The organism is Novosphingobium sp. ZW T3_23, assembly GCF_044987305.1.
Taxonomy (GTDB): domain Bacteria; phylum Pseudomonadota; class Alphaproteobacteria; order Sphingomonadales; family Sphingomonadaceae; genus Novosphingobium.
Genome location: NZ_JBJDRF010000017.1, coordinates 52856 through 70850, shown reverse-complemented (window position 1 = coordinate 70850; position 17995 = coordinate 52856). Strand labels below are relative to the sequence as shown.

Annotated in this window: 11 protein-coding genes; 8 read left to right on the top strand and 3 right to left on the bottom strand. The window is 64.2% G+C overall.

Annotated features, from left to right (window positions below; all coding sequences use genetic code 11):
- Nucleotides 1-32 precede the first annotated feature (32 nt).
- The 5 genes from ACI3K3_RS11390 to ACI3K3_RS11370 all read left to right on the top strand — a co-directional run bounded on the left by ACI3K3_RS11390 (nt 33) and on the right by ACI3K3_RS11370 (nt 7529).
- Nucleotides 33-1253: a hypothetical protein gene (locus ACI3K3_RS11390; RefSeq protein WP_404913774.1), complete on the top strand. Its 1221-nt coding sequence runs from the start codon at nt 33-35 to the stop codon at nt 1251-1253.
- The gene (locus ACI3K3_RS11385) at nt 1246-2946 is read left to right on the top strand and encodes a DUF1592 domain-containing protein (RefSeq protein ID WP_404913773.1); all 1701 of its coding nucleotides are present in this window, start codon (nt 1246-1248) and stop codon (nt 2944-2946) included. Before ACI3K3_RS11390 ends, ACI3K3_RS11385 begins: the two co-directional genes overlap by 8 nt.
- Nucleotides 2943-4274 (top strand): DUF1552 domain-containing protein, encoded by a 1332-nt coding sequence (locus ACI3K3_RS11380; RefSeq protein ID WP_404913771.1) that lies wholly within the window; start codon nt 2943-2945, stop codon nt 4272-4274. Before ACI3K3_RS11385 ends, ACI3K3_RS11380 begins: the two co-directional genes overlap by 4 nt.
- A 360-nt stretch (nt 4275-4634) precedes the next feature.
- Nucleotides 4635-6530: a beta-N-acetylhexosaminidase family protein gene (locus tag ACI3K3_RS11375; RefSeq protein ID WP_404913769.1), complete on the top strand. Its 1896-nt coding sequence runs from the start codon at nt 4635-4637 to the stop codon at nt 6528-6530.
- Nucleotides 6531-6626: 96 nt separating this feature from the next.
- On the top strand, nt 6627-7529 hold the full coding sequence (locus ACI3K3_RS11370) for an ROK family protein (RefSeq protein WP_404913767.1): 903 nt from the start codon (nt 6627-6629) through the stop codon (nt 7527-7529).
- A gap of 97 nt (nt 7530-7626) precedes the next feature.
- On the opposite strand, the gene ACI3K3_RS11365 is transcribed toward ACI3K3_RS11370, so the two are convergent.
- The 3 genes from ACI3K3_RS11365 to ACI3K3_RS11355 all read right to left on the bottom strand — a co-directional run bounded on the left by ACI3K3_RS11365 (nt 7627) and on the right by ACI3K3_RS11355 (nt 14347).
- Nucleotides 7627-10638, bottom strand: coding sequence for a TonB-dependent receptor domain-containing protein (locus ACI3K3_RS11365; RefSeq protein ID WP_404913765.1), 3012 nt, complete (start codon nt 10636-10638; stop codon nt 7627-7629).
- Between the two features lie 130 nt (nt 10639-10768).
- Nucleotides 10769-11767, bottom strand: a complete 999-nt coding sequence (locus tag ACI3K3_RS11360; protein ID WP_404913763.1) for a N(4)-(beta-N-acetylglucosaminyl)-L-asparaginase — start codon at nt 11765-11767, stop codon at nt 10769-10771.
- A gap of 261 nt (nt 11768-12028) precedes the next feature.
- The gene (locus tag ACI3K3_RS11355; protein ID WP_404913761.1) at nt 12029-14347 is read right to left on the bottom strand and encodes a GH92 family glycosyl hydrolase; all 2319 of its coding nucleotides are present in this window, start codon (nt 14345-14347) and stop codon (nt 12029-12031) included.
- 472 nt (nt 14348-14819) lie between these two features.
- Between ACI3K3_RS11355 and ACI3K3_RS11350 the strand changes: the two genes are divergently transcribed.
- From ACI3K3_RS11350 to nagA, 3 genes are all read left to right on the top strand, one after another.
- Nucleotides 14820-15563 (top strand): copper homeostasis protein CutC, encoded by a 744-nt coding sequence (locus tag ACI3K3_RS11350; protein WP_404913759.1) that lies wholly within the window; start codon nt 14820-14822, stop codon nt 15561-15563.
- Nucleotides 15564-15756: 193 nt separating this feature from the next.
- The gene (locus tag ACI3K3_RS11345; protein WP_404913757.1) at nt 15757-16818 is read left to right on the top strand and encodes an SIS domain-containing protein; all 1062 of its coding nucleotides are present in this window, start codon (nt 15757-15759) and stop codon (nt 16816-16818) included.
- The gene (gene nagA / locus ACI3K3_RS11340) at nt 16815-17963 is read left to right on the top strand and encodes an N-acetylglucosamine-6-phosphate deacetylase (RefSeq protein ID WP_404913792.1); all 1149 of its coding nucleotides are present in this window, start codon (nt 16815-16817) and stop codon (nt 17961-17963) included. Before ACI3K3_RS11345 ends, nagA begins: the two co-directional genes overlap by 4 nt.
- The last annotated feature ends 32 nt before the right edge of the window (nt 17964-17995 follow it).

Sequence of the window (17995 nt, the reverse complement as noted above, 5' to 3'; positions counted from 1 at the left end):
AAAGCAACGGTTCGTTATGGGAGAATGCGCTGATGGCGTCACGCCGCCTGACCAGGGGTTGGCTGCTGGCCGCTGCGGGAACCGTCGCGGTCCTCGGGGCGGCTGCGTATATGCTGCGCCCGCCTGAGCGTTTGGCGGCAACCAGCGGATCGTTCCTGCGCGACGGCACAGCTGGTTTCGTCCTGACCGACATTGCCTATGCGCTCGGCCCGGATGGGCAGGACACGCCGGCCTGCCCGCAAGGCATGTCTATGGACGTTTCCCAGATATTCGCGGCCAGTCCGGCGGGTAAGCGGCGTTCGGGCGAGGACGATGAAGCTTACGGAAAGCGGCTGGAAGAAGGCGGAAAGACGCTCTCTGTCGCGCCGGATGGGAGCGACTATTGCCTTCACCCCGAACTGGCGCCGATCGATACGCATGCCCGCCTGCTGACCAGCGGCGCGGCGCGGGCAGACGGCATCGACCTTGACGGCAAGGTCTCGCGCTCTCCAGTCGATGCGCGAAGCGGGCGGCTCGATTTCGTCGGCATGGACGGCAGGAAGGGCGTGGACAACCAGTTCTGGCGAGCGGTGGGCTGCAACCGTTCCTATCAGAGCGCAGGCCAGTCCAACGGCTTCAAGGTGGAAATGCTCACTGGCTCCTGGGGCATCCTCGTGAAGCTGGACGGCGTGGACGACCTTCGCAATGACGACGACGTGCGCGTGGGCATCCATGCCAATGCCGATCCCTTGCAGCTCAGCCCTACGCGAGAGGCTCTGGAATATGCGACTTACGCCGTCGATCCCGATGCCAGGTTCCGCGCCTCCACGCGCGGGCGCATCCGTGACGGCGTGCTGACGACGGAACCGGTCGACGTGCGGTTTCACCATGTGGTGAACGGCATGTACATGGAGCGGCCGCTGCGTGACGCGCGGATAGAAGCGAAGCTGTCGCCTGAAGGCGTGCTCAAGGGCTATCTGGCGGGCTACACGCCGGTGGTAGACCTCTACGATTATCAGTTCGGCTTTCGCAACGGCAGGGATGCGAAAGGTCAGCCGACGCTGGCGAGGGCGGTCGCCTCCGCGAATGGGGCGGCCCGCGTGCTCGGCCATACTTGCGCCGGGATCTGGCAGTCTCTCCACCGCATGGCCGATGGGCACCCGGACTCGAAGACGGGAGCGTTCAGCTCCATTTCCACCCAGTACCGCTTCGAAGCCCGGCCGGCTTTCGTGGTCGATCCTCCCCTTCGAGAAAAGATGGTGCGCAATGACTAGTGCCGCTCTTTCACGGCTCCGACGCTTCCGTTTTCCGGTGTTCGTCGGCGGGCTGATCGCCCTGGTCGTGGTACTGGCCGGTGCCGAGCTTATGGAGCCGGGCGAACCCGCTCCCGTCGGCGGCCCCCCCATGATGCGCAGGCTGACGGAGACGCAGTATCGCGCCAGCATCGAGGATGTCTTCGGCGTAAAGGTGCCTATCAACGGTCGCTTCGAAAAGGCGGTCCGATCCGAGGGACTGATCGCGGTCGGCACCGGAACCGCGGGCATGTCGCCCTTCGCCATCGAGCAGTACGATGCCTCAGCCCAGGGCATTGCCGCCACCGTTCTCGGCAAGTCGCAGCGCAAGCGCTTCCTTGCTTGCGGTCCGGCCGACCCGCGTCAGTTCGATGCGCCCTGTGCCCGGCAGCTCCTGACCCAGAAAGGGCGTCTGCTGTTCCGCCGTGCCCTGACACGGCAGGAAGCGGACAAGTTCGTCGAGCTTGCCCGGCGCGCGGCAACGCAGCTTGGCGACTTCCACCGGGGGCTGGAACTGAGCCTCTATACGATGCTGGTTTCGCCCGATTTCCTGTTCCGGATCGAAACCATGCAGCCTGGTCAGGACGGGGCGCCGGGCGAACTGGATGCCTACTCCAAAGCGTCGCGGATGAGTTTCTTCCTGACCAATTCCACGCCCGACGACGAACTGCTTCGCGCGGCCGAACAGGGTGAGCTTGACGATTCCGCCGGCGTGGAACGGCAGGCAGACCGGCTGATGGCCTCGCCGCGTTATGAAGGCGCAGTGCGTGCGTTCTTCGCCGACATGATGCAGTTCGATCGCTTCGGCGACTTGTCCAAGGATCCGGCGATCTATCCGGCGTTCAATTCCGGTCTGGCCGAGGACGCGCAGGAGCAGACCCTGCGCACGGTGGTGGAGCACCTGATCACGAAGCGCGGCGACTATCGCGATCTGTTCACCACGCGCGACACCTTTCTCACCCGCAGCCTTGGCATCGTCTATCGCACGCCGGTTCCGCAACGGCGGGGCTGGGTGCCGGCGACTTTCGCGCCCGATGCCCATCGCGCCGGTATCCAGTCGCACGTCTCGTTCCTGGCGCTGCATTCGCATCCGGGCCGGACCTCTCCCACGCTGCGGGGCTACGCCTTGCGCCAGGTCTTCCTGTGCCAGGACGTTCCGGACCCGCCGGCCAACGTCAATTTCACCGCGATCGAGGCCACGGCCCACAAGGCCAACGTCACCGCGCGTGACCGCATATTCCAGCACGCGACCGATCCTTCCTGCGCGGGCTGCCACAAGGTCATGGATCCGCTCGGGCTGACGTTGGAGAACTACGACGGCCTCGGCACTTTCCGGCGCCGGGAGAACGGTGCCCTGATCGACACCAGCGGCTCTCTCGACGGCACCGGTTTCAATACGACGGACGGCCTGGCCGATGCGCTGCACGACCACCCGGAGGTGCCGCGCTGCATCGCGGAGCGGATGTACAAGTCCGCCGTCGGGCGCGACATCACCTGGGACGAGCGCTATTATCTCGACTGGCTGATCGGCCGGTTCACCGCCGACGATTACCGGGTTCCGGACCTCATGCGCCGGATCGTCACGAGCGCAAACTTCTTCGCGGCAACACCTTCGAGCCCATCGGGAAACCTCGTGCGCGCCAACACCCGCGCCACTGCTGGAGACAGGCTATGAGCTTCATTTCACGCAGAACCATTCTGCGCGGCGCTATCGGCGGCGCGGCGGTCGGTGTCTCGCTGCCCCTCCTGGATTGCTTCCTGGATTCGAACGGCACCGCGCTCGCCGCTACGGGTCAGCGGCTCCCTGTTCGCTTCGGGACCTGGGTATGGGGTTGCGGTTTCATCCCGGAGAAGTGGATCCCGGCGACTGTCGGCAGCGGCTATGCGATGCCTGCGGACCTGGCCCCGTTGGAGCCCTACCGGGACAAGCTTGCGCTGTTCAGCGGCTTCGATGTGAAGCTGGACGGGGTTGCCAACAAGCCGCATATCACCGGCTGCCTCGGTCTGCGGACCGGCATACCGGTGCCGAACGAGAACGTGAAGGCGCCCACTCTCGACGTTCTGATCGCGCAGAAGATCGGCGGCAATTCCCGCTTCCGCTCGCTGGAGGTGTCCACCTGCGGGCTGAAGAATTCCTACTCCTATCACGCAGCCGGCTCTCCCAACCCCAGCGAGACATCTCCGGCAGCGCTCTATCGCCGCATATTCGGCGCCGGTTTCCAGGATCCCAATACGCTGGCGTTCGAGCCCGATACCAGGATCATGGCGCGGCGCAGCGTGCTTTCCGCGATTACGGACGATCGCCGGAAGCTGATGCGCACCGTGGGCGCGAGTGACCGGCAGCGCCTTGACGAATACTTCACTTCGATCCGCCAGATCGAGCAGCAACTGGACCTGCAACTTCAGCCGCCCGCGCCGGTGAAGGACTTTTCCCGTCCCGCCGCTCCGGCAGGTGAAGGAAAAGGCTCGGAGATGGGGCAAGTGATGGAGACCCACCGGATCATGGCAGACCTTCTCGCCAAGGCGCTGCAAGTCAATCAGACGCATGTCTTCAACGTCCTGTTCTCCGACACCGCGTCCAATCTGCGCCGGGAAGGCGAAACGACGACGCATCACACCCTGACGCATGAAGAGCCTACGGATCCGCAACTGGGATACCAGAAGGAGCATTCCTACTTCGCGACGCAGAGCATGGTGGCCTGGAAGGAATTCCTCGATGTCTTGTCGGCCATTCCCGAGGGAGACGGTACGCTGCTGGACAATTGCCTGGTCCTTGCCCACTCCGATTGCTCGATCGCGAAGGCTCATGCGGTCGAGGGCATTCCGGTGATGGTGGCGGGGAATGCGGGCGGCGCGGTCCGCACCGGCTATCACCTGGCAGGCAACGGCGATTCCATCGCGCGGCTTGGCCTGACGGTACAACAGGCCATGGGGGTGCAGGTCGAACGTTGGGGGCAACTGTCCATGGAGACCAACCGGACAGTTTCCGAGCTTATCGCCTGATCGATTGGATCCGATCATTCATGAGCTTACGGCCTAAATCCGCCGTAAAACGGAGCTTGGCATGCCTCCCGACGGCATGGGTGCGGGGCGTCGTCGCTCCACCGGGTGAGAACCTTATTTAAGATCTGGTCCTCGGAAAAGTCTGTCAGGTCGCGTTTCCGCTCTCCACGCAATTTTCCGTTCAAAAGCGACGCTAGGCTATGCTGGCTGGCAATGCCAATTCGCCGGACGATAACGGCTCGACAATTCTCCGATTGGTCCGTACCAATCTAGTACCTAAATTAGAGGAGATGTGTCTTGCGCAATCGACGTCCGTCCCGTGCTTTCGCTCGTCAGACGGCCGCTGTGCTCGCTGCCGCCATGGCCGTCCCGGCCGCCGCGGCGACGGCGCCGGGCATATTTCCCACACCCCATGCGCTCGACCTGACAGGGGGTGAGTTCGACCTCGGCGATACCGTCGTGCTCGTGCGTAAGAACGGCGTGGACGCGGCGGTGGCGGACAGTCTGGAGCAGACTCTGACCCAGGCAGGCGTTCGCCGGATCATTCGTGCGAATGCCCTGCCTCGCGATCCGGATCGCCCTGTGATTGTCGCGGGGTTGGCGAGTGAGGCTGTCGTCAGGGATGCGCTGGCCAAGGCGCGGGCGTCAGTGCCGGATCTTCCCGAGAGCTACGTGCTGGCGGCGCGTAACGGTCTGGAGGAGGGCGTGAAGGGGAAGGGCCTTGTGATCCTGGCGGGCCGTGATGCCGCCGGATTGCTCCACGCCGCGCAGAGCTTTCGGCAGACTGTCCGCAGCGGAAGCATCGCTGCGCTGACAGTAGTCGATTATCCCTCGATGCCCGTGCGCGGCACCATCGAAGGCTTCTACGGCAAACCCTGGACGATGGCCGAACGCGCAAGCCACATCCGTTTCCTCGCGTCCATGAAGGCGAACACTTTCATCTACAGCCCGAAAGACGACGTATTCGCGCGGGACAAGTGGCGCGAGCCCTACCCTGCTGAGACCTTGGATGCTCTGGGTAATCTGGCGCGTCTGGCCGGACGCGTGCATATAAACTTCGTCTATGCCGTCTCGCCCGGCCCGTCGATCTGCTACAGCGATCCGGCCGATATCGAGGCTATAAGACGCAAGTTCGCCAGCTTGCGGCGCAATGATGTCGAGAGCTTCTACGTCGCTTTCGACGACATCGAATACACGAAGTGGAACTGCGCCAGCGACGAGGCGAAGTTCGGCGCGCCGGGCCAGAAGGCCGCTGCGCAGGCTCAGGCGGGCCTTCTCAACACCATTCAGGAGGATCTGGCCAAATCCGGCCATGGTTCGCTGATCATGGTGCCGACCGAGTATTACAACACGACCGAAACGCCTTACAAGGCGGCCCTGCGTGAAGCGCTCGATCCGCGCGTGGTTGTGCAATGGACGGGAACGGACGTCGTCCCCGCCTCCATCTCGGTGAACCACGCCAAGGACGCGACCAGGGCGTTCGGTCGCAAGACGCTGCTGTGGGACAACTATCCCGTCAACGACTTCAAGGAATCCGAAGGCCGATTGCTGCTGGCGCCCTACGACTATCGGCAGGCGGGGCTTTCCCAGCAACTGACCGGTATCGTCGCCAACCCGATGAACCAGGAGGTATCCAGCCGGCCCGCCGTGGCAGGGCTGCTCTCCTTCGCCTGGAACGACGCGGACTATGATGCCCAGCGCACGTGGCGCGCGGCCGCGCGTGAACTGGCCGGTGGCAACGAGCAGGTGACGCAGGCCTTGCTGACCTTCTTCGATGCGCAGCACCTGGCCCCCACGTTCGGCCACTTGCCCTGGCAGCCCCAGGCGCCGCGCCTGAAAGCCAGGATCGATGCGGTGCGGGATGCCCTAGCCTATGGCGACGCGGCGGAACAGCAAGCGACCTTGCGCGATCTTGCGCAGGCCGCCGATGCGCTCGCAGCCGCACCCGACGTCATCCGCGCCGGCGTCGTCGAGCCGGGCTTCGTCGCTGAAGCGAAACCCTGGCTCGAAGCGACGCAATTGTGGGCGCGGGCTCTGCAACTCAGCGTGCGCGGGCTGGAGGCGGAACTCGGAGCAACGAGCAAGGCTGGGCCTCGCTTTTTCGAAGAGGCGGATCGGCTTGCACGACAGGCCGCAGCGATCGAAGCGATACCCGGCGCCACCCGTTTTGTCGGCCCGGTGAAGGTGGCGGACGGAGTCCTGGACACGTTCGTGAAGGATGCGCCGCGACTGATTCACGGGCGGCAGGAGCAATAGCGGGTGGCTTCCCTTTTTTGAAATACCAAACTAGAACCAGCACAGAAGCGTGGGAAACGCGGCAGGACGTTTGTCCTGAGATGGCAGGAGTTCAGGATGGCGTTGTTTGGGGCGATCGAAGCGGGCGGAACCAAGTTCGTCTGCGCGGTGGGGTCTGCCGCATCGGGGATCGCGGCAACGAAGACCATCCCCACCAGCGATCCGGATACGACTTTCGCGGCGGTGACCGAATTCTTCCAGACGGCGGGTCGCGCGCATGAAATCGCTGCGGTAGGCATCGGCAGCTTCGGTCCGGTTGGAGTGGACCCGGCTTCGCCTTCCTACGGCCGAATTCTGGCGACGCCCAAGCCGGGGTGGCAAGGCACCGACATGCTGGGCCGCATTCGCGCCTTTCTCGACGTGCCTCTGGCGATCGATACCGATGTCAATGCCGCCGCTCTGGCCGAGGCGCGCGCCGCCGGGCCTGAGGTTCGCCATCTCGCCTACGTGACGATCGGCACCGGCGTCGGCGTCGGCCTCGTCAGCGACGGGCGTACCGTGCATGGCACCGGACACCCGGAAATCGGACATATCCTCATCCGGCGCCATCGCCTGCACGGCGAATTTCCGGGCGTTTGCCCGTTCCATGGCGACTGTCTGGAAGGGCTGGCATCTGGCCCCGCCGTCTTGGCTGCGTGGGGTTCACCCGCCACCGAATTTGGCGACGATCATCCGTTCTGGACGATCCAGGTGGATTATCTCGCCCAGTTGTGCATGACACTGTTGCTTTCCACCATGCCTCAGCGGATCATCCTGGGCGGCGGAGTGATGAAGCAGGAACGGCTGTTCCCGGCAGTGCGGGCGCGCACGGCTGAACTGCTCAACGGATATGTCGCCGGTATCGAGAACGCAAGATCCCTGGACGATGTCATCGTCCCGCCGTTGTGCATCGATCCGCCCGGCGTTGTCGGGGCGTTGCTTCTGGCCGAAGCCGCGCTCACTGCGCCTTCGATTTCCTGACGCGCATCTGCTGCGGCAGGCCGCCGCTGGATGCTGTCCCGTAAAAGGATTTTCCCCGGCGGGCTCTCGCCTTGGCGAAAGCCCGCCGGGGAAAGGATCAGAAGTTGACGGTAGCTCCGACCGCGATCTGACGGCCCAGCGAGTCATAACGTGCCGAAAGCGTGTTGCTGCGCGAAAGGCCGTAGCCATAGGAGTTCGGCAGCAGCGGCGGACGCTTGTCGAGGATATTGTTCGCGGAAATACGGAACGAATAGGCCGCATCGACGCGGAACGTCAGCGCCAGGTCGAAGTAGTTCTGCGCGCCGATGCGGTAGAACGTCTCGCGCTCGGTGCTGGCATTGCCGCCCAGCGCCGGATCGTTCGAGTTGCTGACATTGGTCAGCGGGCCGACATAGCGCCAGTTGAACGAGGCATTGAAGAAGCGATCCTCGGTCGTGTAGGTGGCGCGAAGGCTATGCGTCCACTTGGGGATCAGCTGACCGCAAGTGCCGCCGTAGTACCCAGCACAGTTGTATTTCGGCAGGATCGGTGAATCCTGACCGCCGGCCAACGTCGTCAGCGAGCCGGCGAAGTCCAGCGCCAGCGTGCCGTACTTGCCGAGACCCGTCGAATACTGGCCCTGGAAGTCCCAGCCATGCGACTTGCTCTTGTAGTAGTTGGTCGTGCCGCCGCGAATGTAGCCGCTGGTCGGGTTGGTGCTGGGGTTGCTGGACAGCGTGCCGTCGGCATTGCGCACGAACATCGAGCAGAAGAACTCGCTGCCGGTCTGGAGGCAGCCGTTCGAGAAGTAGTCGTAGTCGTTGTAGCCTATCGAATCGTCGAGATCGATCAGGAAGCGATCCACCGAGACGACGAGGCCGGGCACGAATGACGGCTTGAGCACGACGCCGAAGGTCTTGGTGTAAGCCGTTTCCGGGTTGACCGTATAACCGCCGCGGCGAACGGTGCAGCCCACGTCAGTGGGGCAGACCAGGGTCGGGCTGCCGTAAAGGCTGTCGGCCAGGCCGGTTGCGGCGCAGACTTCACGCGAGGCGGCGGGAGCACCGTAGACGGGAATCTGCTGGCCGTTGGCACCGGTCGTGTAGGTGACGCTAGGCGCGCAGATGTCGTTGTAGGCCACGTTGATGCGATCGTAGCTGATGTTGGAGCCTTGGTATGCCTCCACCACGGTCGGCGCGCGCTGGGCCTTGTTGATCGAGCCGCGGAAGGTGATGTCCGCAATCGGCGCCCAGATCGCCTCGGCCTTCCAGGTCGAGAAAGTATCCGGGTTGGAACTGTACTTCGACATTCGGAACGCGCCGTTGAACTGAAGCAGGTCGGCGAAGGGCTGGTGTTCCATGATCGGAACCTGAACTTCGACGTTGCCTTCCCAGACATGCTGCGAAAGGTTGCTGTCCGAACCGCCCATATACTTGCGCCAGACGTCGTCGGCGTAGCTCTTCAGCTTGTCTTCGCGGAACTCGGCGCCGATGGCGATCGCCACGCCCTGGTCCGCCCATGGCGACTGGATGCCGTAAGTGCCGAGGTCGCCCTGAACGGTGGCGACCGCGTTGTAGAGGGTGTTGATCGTGCTGCTGGTGCCGAAACCGGTTTCAGTCAGGTAGTCGAACAGCGCCTGGTTGTTGGTGGACGGATTCGCACTGAACGCATCGAAGGGCAAGCAGCCGTCAGCCGTTCCGGAGGCGCACTGGAGTTGCCCGTTGACGTTCACGACGTTGAGCGCGTTGTTGACGCGGTCGTAGTCGGGCCGGCCCCAGGTCATGTCCATGCGGTTGCGGGCGTAGACGCCGCCGACGTCATAGCTCCACCCTTGCGCAAACTGGCCGCGCAGGCCAGCGGTCGCGCGCAGGCCCTTGTTGAGGTAGACGTCCTCGATCTGGTTGGCGTTATTGAAGCGGGAACGCAGCTCGATCGGAACGAGATCGCTGGTGCCTGCCGCGCTGCCGCAGATGGTCTGGGCCTGCGACGCCGACAGCAGCGGATTGTTGCAATTGACGTAGTAAGGGGTGTTGCCGTCGCCGTAGGCGGTGGAGCTGAGCACGCGCGCCGGATAGGGATTGGTCGAGCGGTCGCGGAACCACATGACGCTGCCGTAGAGTTCGGCGGCGTCGGAAAGTTCGAACGAGGTGAAGCCACCTGCGTTCCAGCGCTTGTTCGCGCGCTGGAAGGAATAGCCGTCGTAGGGATTGGCGGCTACGGCGTCGCTGAAGGGAACGAGGGTGCGCGAACCGTCCGGGTTGTTGACGTACTGCTCGCCGCTGGACGCACCGGTGCGGGGCGAGACGTAGCCGTAAGGCGTGTAGGTCGAGGTCGTGCAGGTGAGGGGGCCGTCCTTGACCGTTTCGGTCAGCTGGCAACCGGCCGTCTCACGCGAGGAGAACGGCACCAGCGCCGCTTCGCGATAGTTGACGTAGCCGCTGATGTGAAAGCGTCCGTCGAACAGCTTCTTGCCGACCGTCAGCGAGATATCGGAGCGACCGCCGTCGATTGCGGTGCCGCGCGCGGGCTGGTCGAAGCCGTACTGGCTGGCGACGTCCGAGATCAGCGTGCGCTTGTTCTTGTGCAGGTAGAAGTTGTAGTTGCCGTTGAGCTGGATGCCTTCGAAATCGTCATCCATGACGAAATTGACGACGCCGGCGACTGCATCCGAACCGTAGACGGCGGAAGCACCGCCGGTCAGCACGTCGACGCGCTTGATCAGCGAGGTCGGGATCATGTTGGCGTCGACGCCGTTCATGGTGCCCACGCGCTTGCCGTCGATCAGGGTCAGCGTGCGTTCGAAACCGAGGTTGCGCAGCTTGATGCGCTGGCGGCCGTCGGAATCCGAATAGTTCTGCTGGCTGTCCGGCGCGATCTGCGGAATGCGGTTGAGCACTTCCTCGATATTGACGGCGGCCTGGGCGCGGATCGCGTCGTTGGTGACCGAGGTGATCGGCGCGGCGGCCGTGGAGTTCGGGCGATTGATGCGCGAACCCGTCACGACGATCGAGCCTCCCGAACCGCCGGCGCCTGCTTCGGCTTCACCCGGCGTCTGGTCCTGCGCCAGTGCCGGTGTGGCGAGACCGCTGATGCAGGTCGTGGCCAACAGTATCCTGGTTATCTTCCTCATCCGAGAACCCCTTTTCTTCCCTGAAGATGCCGGCCCGAAATTCTTCGAGCCGCGTGTTTAGGTTGCCTTCATCCCTTGCCGATCGTTGCCGGCATGTCCTTCTGCGTAATGACTTGTATCCGGCGCCCCGTCAGGCGCGGCGGAGGCTTTGCGATGGGTGCACCTGGGTGTGCCCGCTCTCGTCGGTAACCGCGTATGTGAAGCCGGGCTGGATCGCGAAAGCGCCGACCTGGCCGTCCTTGTCGATCGCCAGGAAAGCGACCTGGGCGTCCTTGACTGCCTCTCCGCGCAGCCCGACGATGTGCTCGACCGCTTCGCGGCAGGCGGCCATGGCCGAGAGCCCCATGCGCATCGAGCCGATCACGCGGGCAGCGCCGGCGATGCGGGTCACTTCCTCGCCTACCCCGGTGGCCGTCGCCGCGCCGACGCCGGGTTCGACCAGTAGCCCGCAGCCCGCCTGCGGTGAATCGCCCACCCGGCCGCGCAGCTTGAAAGCCATGCCGGAGGTCGTGCAGGCGCCTGCAAGGCGTCCCTCCGGGCTCCGCGCGAGGATACCAATCGTGTCATGGTCTAATGCGGAACCGCGTTGGTTTTCGATATTGGCGACCGGCTTGTACTCGGCCTTCTTCAGCCATTCCTTCCAGGCTGCTTCGGCTTCCGGAGTCAGCAGGTTTTGCGTTGTGAAGCCTTGTTCGCGGGCGAACTGTGCTGCGCCGTCGCCGACCAGCATTGTATGCGGGGTCCGCTCCATGATCCGCCGCGCAACCGAGATCGCATGGACATAGCCTTCGAGCGCCGCCACCGCGCCGGCATGGCCGCGATCGTCCATGATGATCGCGTCCAGCGTGACGTGGCCGTCCCGGTCCGGATAGCCCCCCATGCCCACGGAGTGGTTCGAAAGGTCCTTCTCCGGCACCTGCGCGCCGGCCTCGACAGCATCGATCAGTGTGCCTCCGGCTTTCAAGCGGCTATAAGCTGCGGCATTGGCGGCTGTTCCAAAGTCCCATGTCGAGACGATGAGCGCGGCAGTGCCCGTGCTTTTTGCAGCGGCAGGCGCAGCGCGTGCCGTACCCGCAGCGGCCGCACCGGCCAAGGCAAATCCCAAGGTATCGCGGCGCGAAATTCCCATGCCCATTAGTCCCAAGCCCGTGCGATCGCTGGGCGCGTGCCGATTGAAAGCGGCTTTCGTCCCAGAGATTCTCTGCAACAAAGCTGTCACAGGTCTTAAATAAGTTCAAACCCAAAAATCAAATTGGCATTACATTTTTGCGATTGACCCTAAAACGTGTATCAAATTGGTATCGTTTGATCGTCTATCGAGGCGCGTGGCCGAGTGAGCCCGAGGAAGGGCCTGCGCACTGCAAAGGGCTCGGATCCCCGATGCCTGGCCTCAGTCCTGGCGCGGCGGCCGGTCGTGCGGATCGCGCCCGAACGAGGGTTCAGGCACGTTCTGCATGTGGAAGGTCAGTTTACCGCCCTTCATGAGTTCCTCGTGGCTGATCCAGCAGCGGGTATGCGCCTTTCCGTTCCACTGGACGCGGCCGTAATAGGGACGGTCCGAGCGGTTGCCCGGCGCGCTCACGATCAGTTCGCGTCCATTGCCGAGTTTCACGCGCGCTTCTTCGAACAGCGGACTGCCGAGGATGTAGATGCCGCTGACCGGATCGACCGGATAGAAGCCGAGCGCCGAAAGCACGTACCAGGCGCTCATCTGCCCGCAATCGTCGTTGCCGATCACGCCGTTCGGCCTGGCGCGATACATCAGGGCGAGCAGGCGGCGAACCATGGCTTGCGTCTTCCAGTGCGCGCCGGTCCAGGCGTAGAGATAGGCCACGTGGTGAGATGGTTCGTTGCCGTGCGCGTACTGGCCCACCATGCCGCTGATATCCGGCGGCGCGTTCTTCGGCAGCGTTGAGGGTGCATTGAACAATGCGTCGAGCTTGGCCTCGAGTCCGGCGGGGCCGCCCAGTGCCTCGGCCAGCCCGTGGACGTCATGCTGGTTGAGGAAGGTCGCCTGCCAGCCGTTGCTCTCGGTAAAGTCGCGCCACTTGTCCGAATGGCCCAGCTCGACGGGGTCGTAGGGCTCGGTCCAGGCGCCGTTGTCGAGGCGCGGCCGGGCGAAGCCGGTCCCTGTGTCGAACACGTTCTTCCAGTTGCCCGAACGGGCCTTCAGCCGCGCGGCGTCGTTCAAGGCACCTGCCGCCGTGGCGATCCGGGCGGCGGCATAGTCGTCATAGGCATATTCCAGCGTCCGGCTGACGCTCTCGAACACCTTGTCGGCGGGGACATAGCCCTTGGCATCGTATTCCGGGATCCCGCGCGAATTGTCGAGCACGGGCATAGTGAAATCGAACGAGCGGCGGCGGATATTGGGCCAGGCCGCGGCGTAGTCGCCGGGAATGCCCTTGGCCATGGCCTCGGCCAGGACGGGCACGGAATGCCAGCCCATCATGCAGCCGGTCTCCACGCCCTGGAGCGGCCAGACCGGCGGGCCATAGGGGCTCTGCCGGGTCTGGCGGATGAGATCGGCAACGAACTCTTCGACCCGTGCCGGCCGGATCAGCGTCTGCAACGGGTGGAAGGCCCGGTAGGTATCCCAGAGCGAGTAGGCGCTATAGGCTCTCTGGCCCGGGGGAAGCTGGTGCACCTTGCGGTCGAGGCCCATGGTGCGGCCATCGACGTCTGAGAACAGCGTGGGTCCGATCGCGGCATGATAGAGCGCCGTCGCCATGATCGTGCGCTGTTCGAGGCTGCCGCCGGTCACCGAGACATGTGACAGTTCGTCAGCCCATGCGCGGGAGGCGGCCCGACGATAGTTGTCGAAGTCGAAGTGCGTCGCCTCCGCCGCGAGGTTGGCGCGGGCTCCCGCAACGTCCACGGCCGAGACGGCTGTGCGCACGACGATGGGCGCGGTTCCGGCATCGTCGAAGTGGATCGCCGCCTTCACGCGTCGGCCCTTGACCTGACTGCTGGCGGGAGCTTGCGCGGCGTCATTGTCGCCGAAGAATTCCACCCGGCTGGGTGGACGCGAGAACTGCATTGCAAAATAGATGTGCCGGCCCTTGGCCCAACGGAACACGCGCCGCTGGCCGGTGAGCGTGCCGTCCGCGTCCAGCGTCAGCTCAGCGTCGTCGATCAGGGGATGCTTGTCCGAGGAGTCGCGTACGAGATGCGACAGATCGATCAGCAGGTGGCCATGACCTGCCGGGTAGGCATGCCGCTGGATGCCGGTGCGCAGTGTCGTGGTAAGTTCGCTGACGACGCCGTTCTCGAGCTGCACTCGATAGAAGCCGGGTTCGGCCGCTTCGTCGCTGTAGCGCAGGCGATAGCCTTCGTCCGGGCGGTCGAGCGGCCCGGGCTGAAGGCGCACTTCTCCCCGGCAAGGCACGACGAGCACGTCCAGCATGTCGCCGATGCCGGTGCCGGAAAGGTGCGTGTGCGAAAAGCCGAGCAGCGACGGATCGCCGTGGTGGTAGCCCGAGCAGGTGTCCCAGCGCGCGGTGTCGGTATCGGGGCTGAGCTGGACCATGCCGAACGGCAGGGTGGCGCCGGGGAACGTGTGGCCGTCGCCGCCGGTGCCGATAAAGGGATCGGCCTTCGCGACGGCTTCGCTGGCAAGCGCCCGTGACGTTCCGGCCGGCAGTGCGGCGGCCAGCAAGGCGAGACGGCAGGAGCCGGACATCAGGCGGCGACGGCTGAAGGCGGTCATTTGTGGCATCCCCTGCTTACTGGCCCTGCTATATATGGCGCTGTTCTTGAATAAAGGACGACGCCTGTCCTCCGGGTCAGGACCCGGGGACAGGCGTCGGCCCGTGTGCATGCAGATCATAGGAGGAGGAGAGGGACCTGCACGCTTTTCACGGGACTTAGAAGCTGGACCGAGCGGTGGCGCTCAAGGCGCGCGACGAGCGGCGCCCTGTAACAATTCCAATGCCATTCCAATTTCACGGTTTAATGTCACCAAAATAGGTCCGCATGTCCATCGCATAATTTTTCCTCTTGGAAGGACGCGTTACGGCATCTAAAAATATCATATGTTTTCAGTATCTTGTATCCTTCGCGGTCAGTTCGGCCTTTCAAGTCGATCGCAAGGTCGGTTGGCATAAGGGGCCAAAGTATGCCCAATTCACGGTCTACGAATCGTATCCCGGTCTTCAACGGCCTCTCGAAAGGAAGGCTCGATGCTCGAAGTTTGTGTTGAAGATGCTGTCGGTCTGGCTGCCGCTGTCGCGGGTGGCGGCGATCGCATTGAGCTTTGCAGCGCACTGGCGCTGGGTGGGTTGACGCCTTCGCGGGCCTTGGTTCGCCTTGCCGCCGCAGCCCCGATACCCGTGCACATGCTCTGCCGCCCTCGCGAAGGGGACTTCGATTATGCGGAGCCGGAAGTCGCTCAGGTTCGGGACGATATCGAACTGGCTGCCGAAGCCGGTCTCGCTGGCATCGTCATTGGAGCCGGGAGCGCGCGGGGGCTTGACCATGGAGTCCTGGCGGATTGGCTCGATCATGCGCGACGCGTCGGCAGCGCGCGCGGTAGGCGCCTGTCGGTAACCTTGCATAGGGTTTTCGATCTGCTCGACGATATGGAGAGCGGGCTGGAGCAGGCCGTCGCGATGGGCTTCGACCGTATCCTGACCTCAGGCGGCGCGATCCGCGCACCTGAAGGCGTAGCCATGCTCGCACATCTTCACGAACGCGCTGCGGGCCGTATCGTCATTCTCGCGGGATCGGGCGTATCCGCAGAGGCAGTTCCCTTGCTGCGCTCCACCGGCATCGCGGAGTTCCACGCTTCGTGCCGCGTTGCTGGCGACACGCCGGATTCGAGCGAAAACGCCAGGCTGGAGGAACTGGGGTTCCAAAAAGGCGCGCGGCTGGTGACGGACGCGGCGGAAGTGGCGCGTCTCAAGGCTGCCATAGCGCACATCTGAGGTGGACAGGATCGGCTTTCGGTCGAAAACGTGCAGCCTGGCATGGCGGCAAGGCCGTGCTTCCGTTCGAAAGCGATTGCGTATTGCCTGAACTTGGAAGATACCAATATAGAACTTATGTGAATATTGGTAAGGCTTCGTTCCTCCTGGCGACTTCCGCCGACTGGCACGATGCACAGGAGATTTTGCCGCAATGCAGTCCGAAACCGCTGGTTCCCAGCCAACCCCGACACAGTCCTCGCTCATGGATCGTGAGGCTGCCGAGGCTGGGCAGGCGGTGCGCCGCTTCCTGACGAACAACCGCGAAACTCTCGCGCGCTTGGCGCAGGAATTGCGCGATGAGCCGCCTTGCGTCGTGGTCACTTGCGCGCGCGGATCGTCGGACAATGCGGCAACTTACGCCAAGTACCTGATCGAGACCCTCGTAGGCGTCCCGGTATCGTCGTCCGCGCTCAGCGTGTCATCGGTGTTCGGTGCCGAGATGCAGCCCGGCCGCGTGCTCGTGCTGGCGATTTCGCAAAGTGGACGCAGTCCGGACCTGCTGGCGGCGGTCGAGGCACATCGCCGCGCGGGAGCCCGCGTCATTGCACTGGTCAACGACGAAACCGCGCCGCTCGCCGATCTGGCGCATTGGGTTCTGCCGCTCCATGCCGGCCCCGAGAAATCGGTGGCGGCAACCAAGTCCTTCATCGCTTCGCTGGCCGGGGTCGCTGCCCTGGTGGCCCACTGGGCCGAGGATGCCGCGTTCGATCTTGCCCTGGAAGGCTTGCCCGACGCGCTGGAAGCCGCTTCGAAGATCGCGCCGTTCGATCTCGTCGGCCAGCTTGCCGATGCGAACAACCTTTTCGTGATCGCCCGTGGATACGGTTTCGCGGTTGCGCAGGAGGGCGCGCTGAAGCTCAAGGAAACTTGCGGGCTCCACGCCGAGGCCTATAGCGCCGCCGAAGTGCGTCACGGCCCGATGACGATCATCAACGAGGGCTTCCCTATCGTCGCTTTCGCGACTTCGGATGCCAGCGGCGATAGCGTGCGCGGGGCTGCCGCCGAGTTCGCGGGACGCGGCGCCGACGTGGCGGTTCTCGATGCCCTTCAGCCGTTCGGCGAGGCGACGCTGGCCATCCTCGCCGGTCACGCAGCGCTGGAGCCGCTGCTGATGATCCAGGCGTTCTATCCGCAAGTGAATACCCTTTCGCTTGCGCGCGGCTTCGACCCGGACAATCCAGCGCACTTGCGCAAGGTAACCGAGACTCTCTGATGAAAATCGCCTTCGTCAACGGCGACGTCTACCTCAACCGCGAATGGTCTCGCGATGCCGTGGTGAGCGTGGAGCAAGGCCGTATCGTCCAGGCGCATGCAGGCGTTTCAGGGCGCGGAGCCGAGGCCGACGAGGTCGTCGATCTTGAAGGCGGGTTGCTGGTTCCGGGCTTCATAGACGTCCAGGTGAACGGCGGCGGCGGCGTTTTGCTCAATGACGCGCCGACCCGGCAAGGGATCGCCACGATCGCTTCCGCCCATGCGCGTTTCGGCACGACGGCCCTGTTGCCCACCCTCATAAGCGCCACGCCGGAAGTGATCGCGCGCGGGCTTGACGCTACGGACGAGGCGATTGCCATGGGCGTGCCCGGTTGCATCGGCATCCACGTGGAAGGCCCGGTGCTCAACGCCAAGCGGCGCGGGATCCACTCCGAAAGCCATTTGCGCAAGCTGGACGACGAGATGGTCGACCTGCTCGTACGACCTCGTGCAGGCAAGGTGCTCTTCACGATCGCGCCCGAGTATCTCCATGCCGATCAGGCGAAGGCGCTGATCGATGCCGGGGTCGTGCTGGCGATGGGCCACTCCGATGCCGACTACGAGACCGCGCGCGCCGCTTTCGACATGGGCGTGACCGGCGTGACCCACTTGTTCAACGCGATGTCGGGGTTGCATCATCGCAACCCCGGCATGGTCGGCGCGGCGCTGGAGAACCGGTCCGCCTGGTGCGGACTTATCGTCGACGGCTATCACGTCCATCCCGCCGCCATGCGTGTCGCGATGGCGAGCCGTCCACTCGATCGGTTCGTGCTGGTGACCGACGCCATGTCCTGCGTAGGCTCGGACCAGACCAGTTTCGAGCTCGATGGCCGCGAGATCATCGTTGCGGACGGGCGATGCGTAGGCGCGGACGGGACGTTGGCAGGCGCTTCGCTCGACATGGCCGCCGCCGTGCGCAATGCCGTGGAGATGACGGGGCTGTCGGTGGCACAGGCGGTCGACATGGCCAGTGTGCAGCCCGCCGAATTTTTGGGCCTCGCTTCGGAAAGAGGCGTGATCGCCCTCGGCCGCAGCGCGGATTTCGTCAGGCTCGACCGCGCGATGGCGCCGCAGGCGACCTGGATCGCCGGCGAACGGGTATTCTGATGCCGATTTCCGGAGACAAGCCAATCCTATGA

Bases quoted from the DNA above. Each gene is read 5' to 3' on its own strand.
- ACI3K3_RS11390 (WP_404913774.1), top strand. From the start codon at position 33: ATGGCGTCACGCCGCCTGACCAGGGGTTGGCTGCTGGCCGCTGCGGGA.
- ACI3K3_RS11385 (WP_404913773.1), top strand. From the start codon at position 1,246: ATGACTAGTGCCGCTCTTTCACGGCTCCGACGCTTCCGTTTTCCGGTG.
- ACI3K3_RS11380 (WP_404913771.1), top strand. From the start codon at position 2,943: ATGAGCTTCATTTCACGCAGAACCATTCTGCGCGGCGCTATCGGCGGC.
- ACI3K3_RS11375 (WP_404913769.1), top strand. From the start codon at position 4,635: ATGGCCGTCCCGGCCGCCGCGGCGACGGCGCCGGGCATATTTCCCACA.
- ACI3K3_RS11370 (WP_404913767.1), top strand. From the start codon at position 6,627: ATGGCGTTGTTTGGGGCGATCGAAGCGGGCGGAACCAAGTTCGTCTGC.
- ACI3K3_RS11365 (WP_404913765.1), bottom strand. From the start codon at position 10,638: ATGAGGAAGATAACCAGGATACTGTTGGCCACGACCTGCATCAGCGGT.
- ACI3K3_RS11360 (WP_404913763.1), bottom strand. From the start codon at position 11,767: ATGGGAATTTCGCGCCGCGATACCTTGGGATTTGCCTTGGCCGGTGCG.
- ACI3K3_RS11355 (WP_404913761.1), bottom strand. From the start codon at position 14,347: ATGACCGCCTTCAGCCGTCGCCGCCTGATGTCCGGCTCCTGCCGTCTC.
- ACI3K3_RS11350 (WP_404913759.1), top strand. From the start codon at position 14,820: ATGCTCGAAGTTTGTGTTGAAGATGCTGTCGGTCTGGCTGCCGCTGTC.
- ACI3K3_RS11345 (WP_404913757.1), top strand. From the start codon at position 15,757: ATGCAGTCCGAAACCGCTGGTTCCCAGCCAACCCCGACACAGTCCTCG.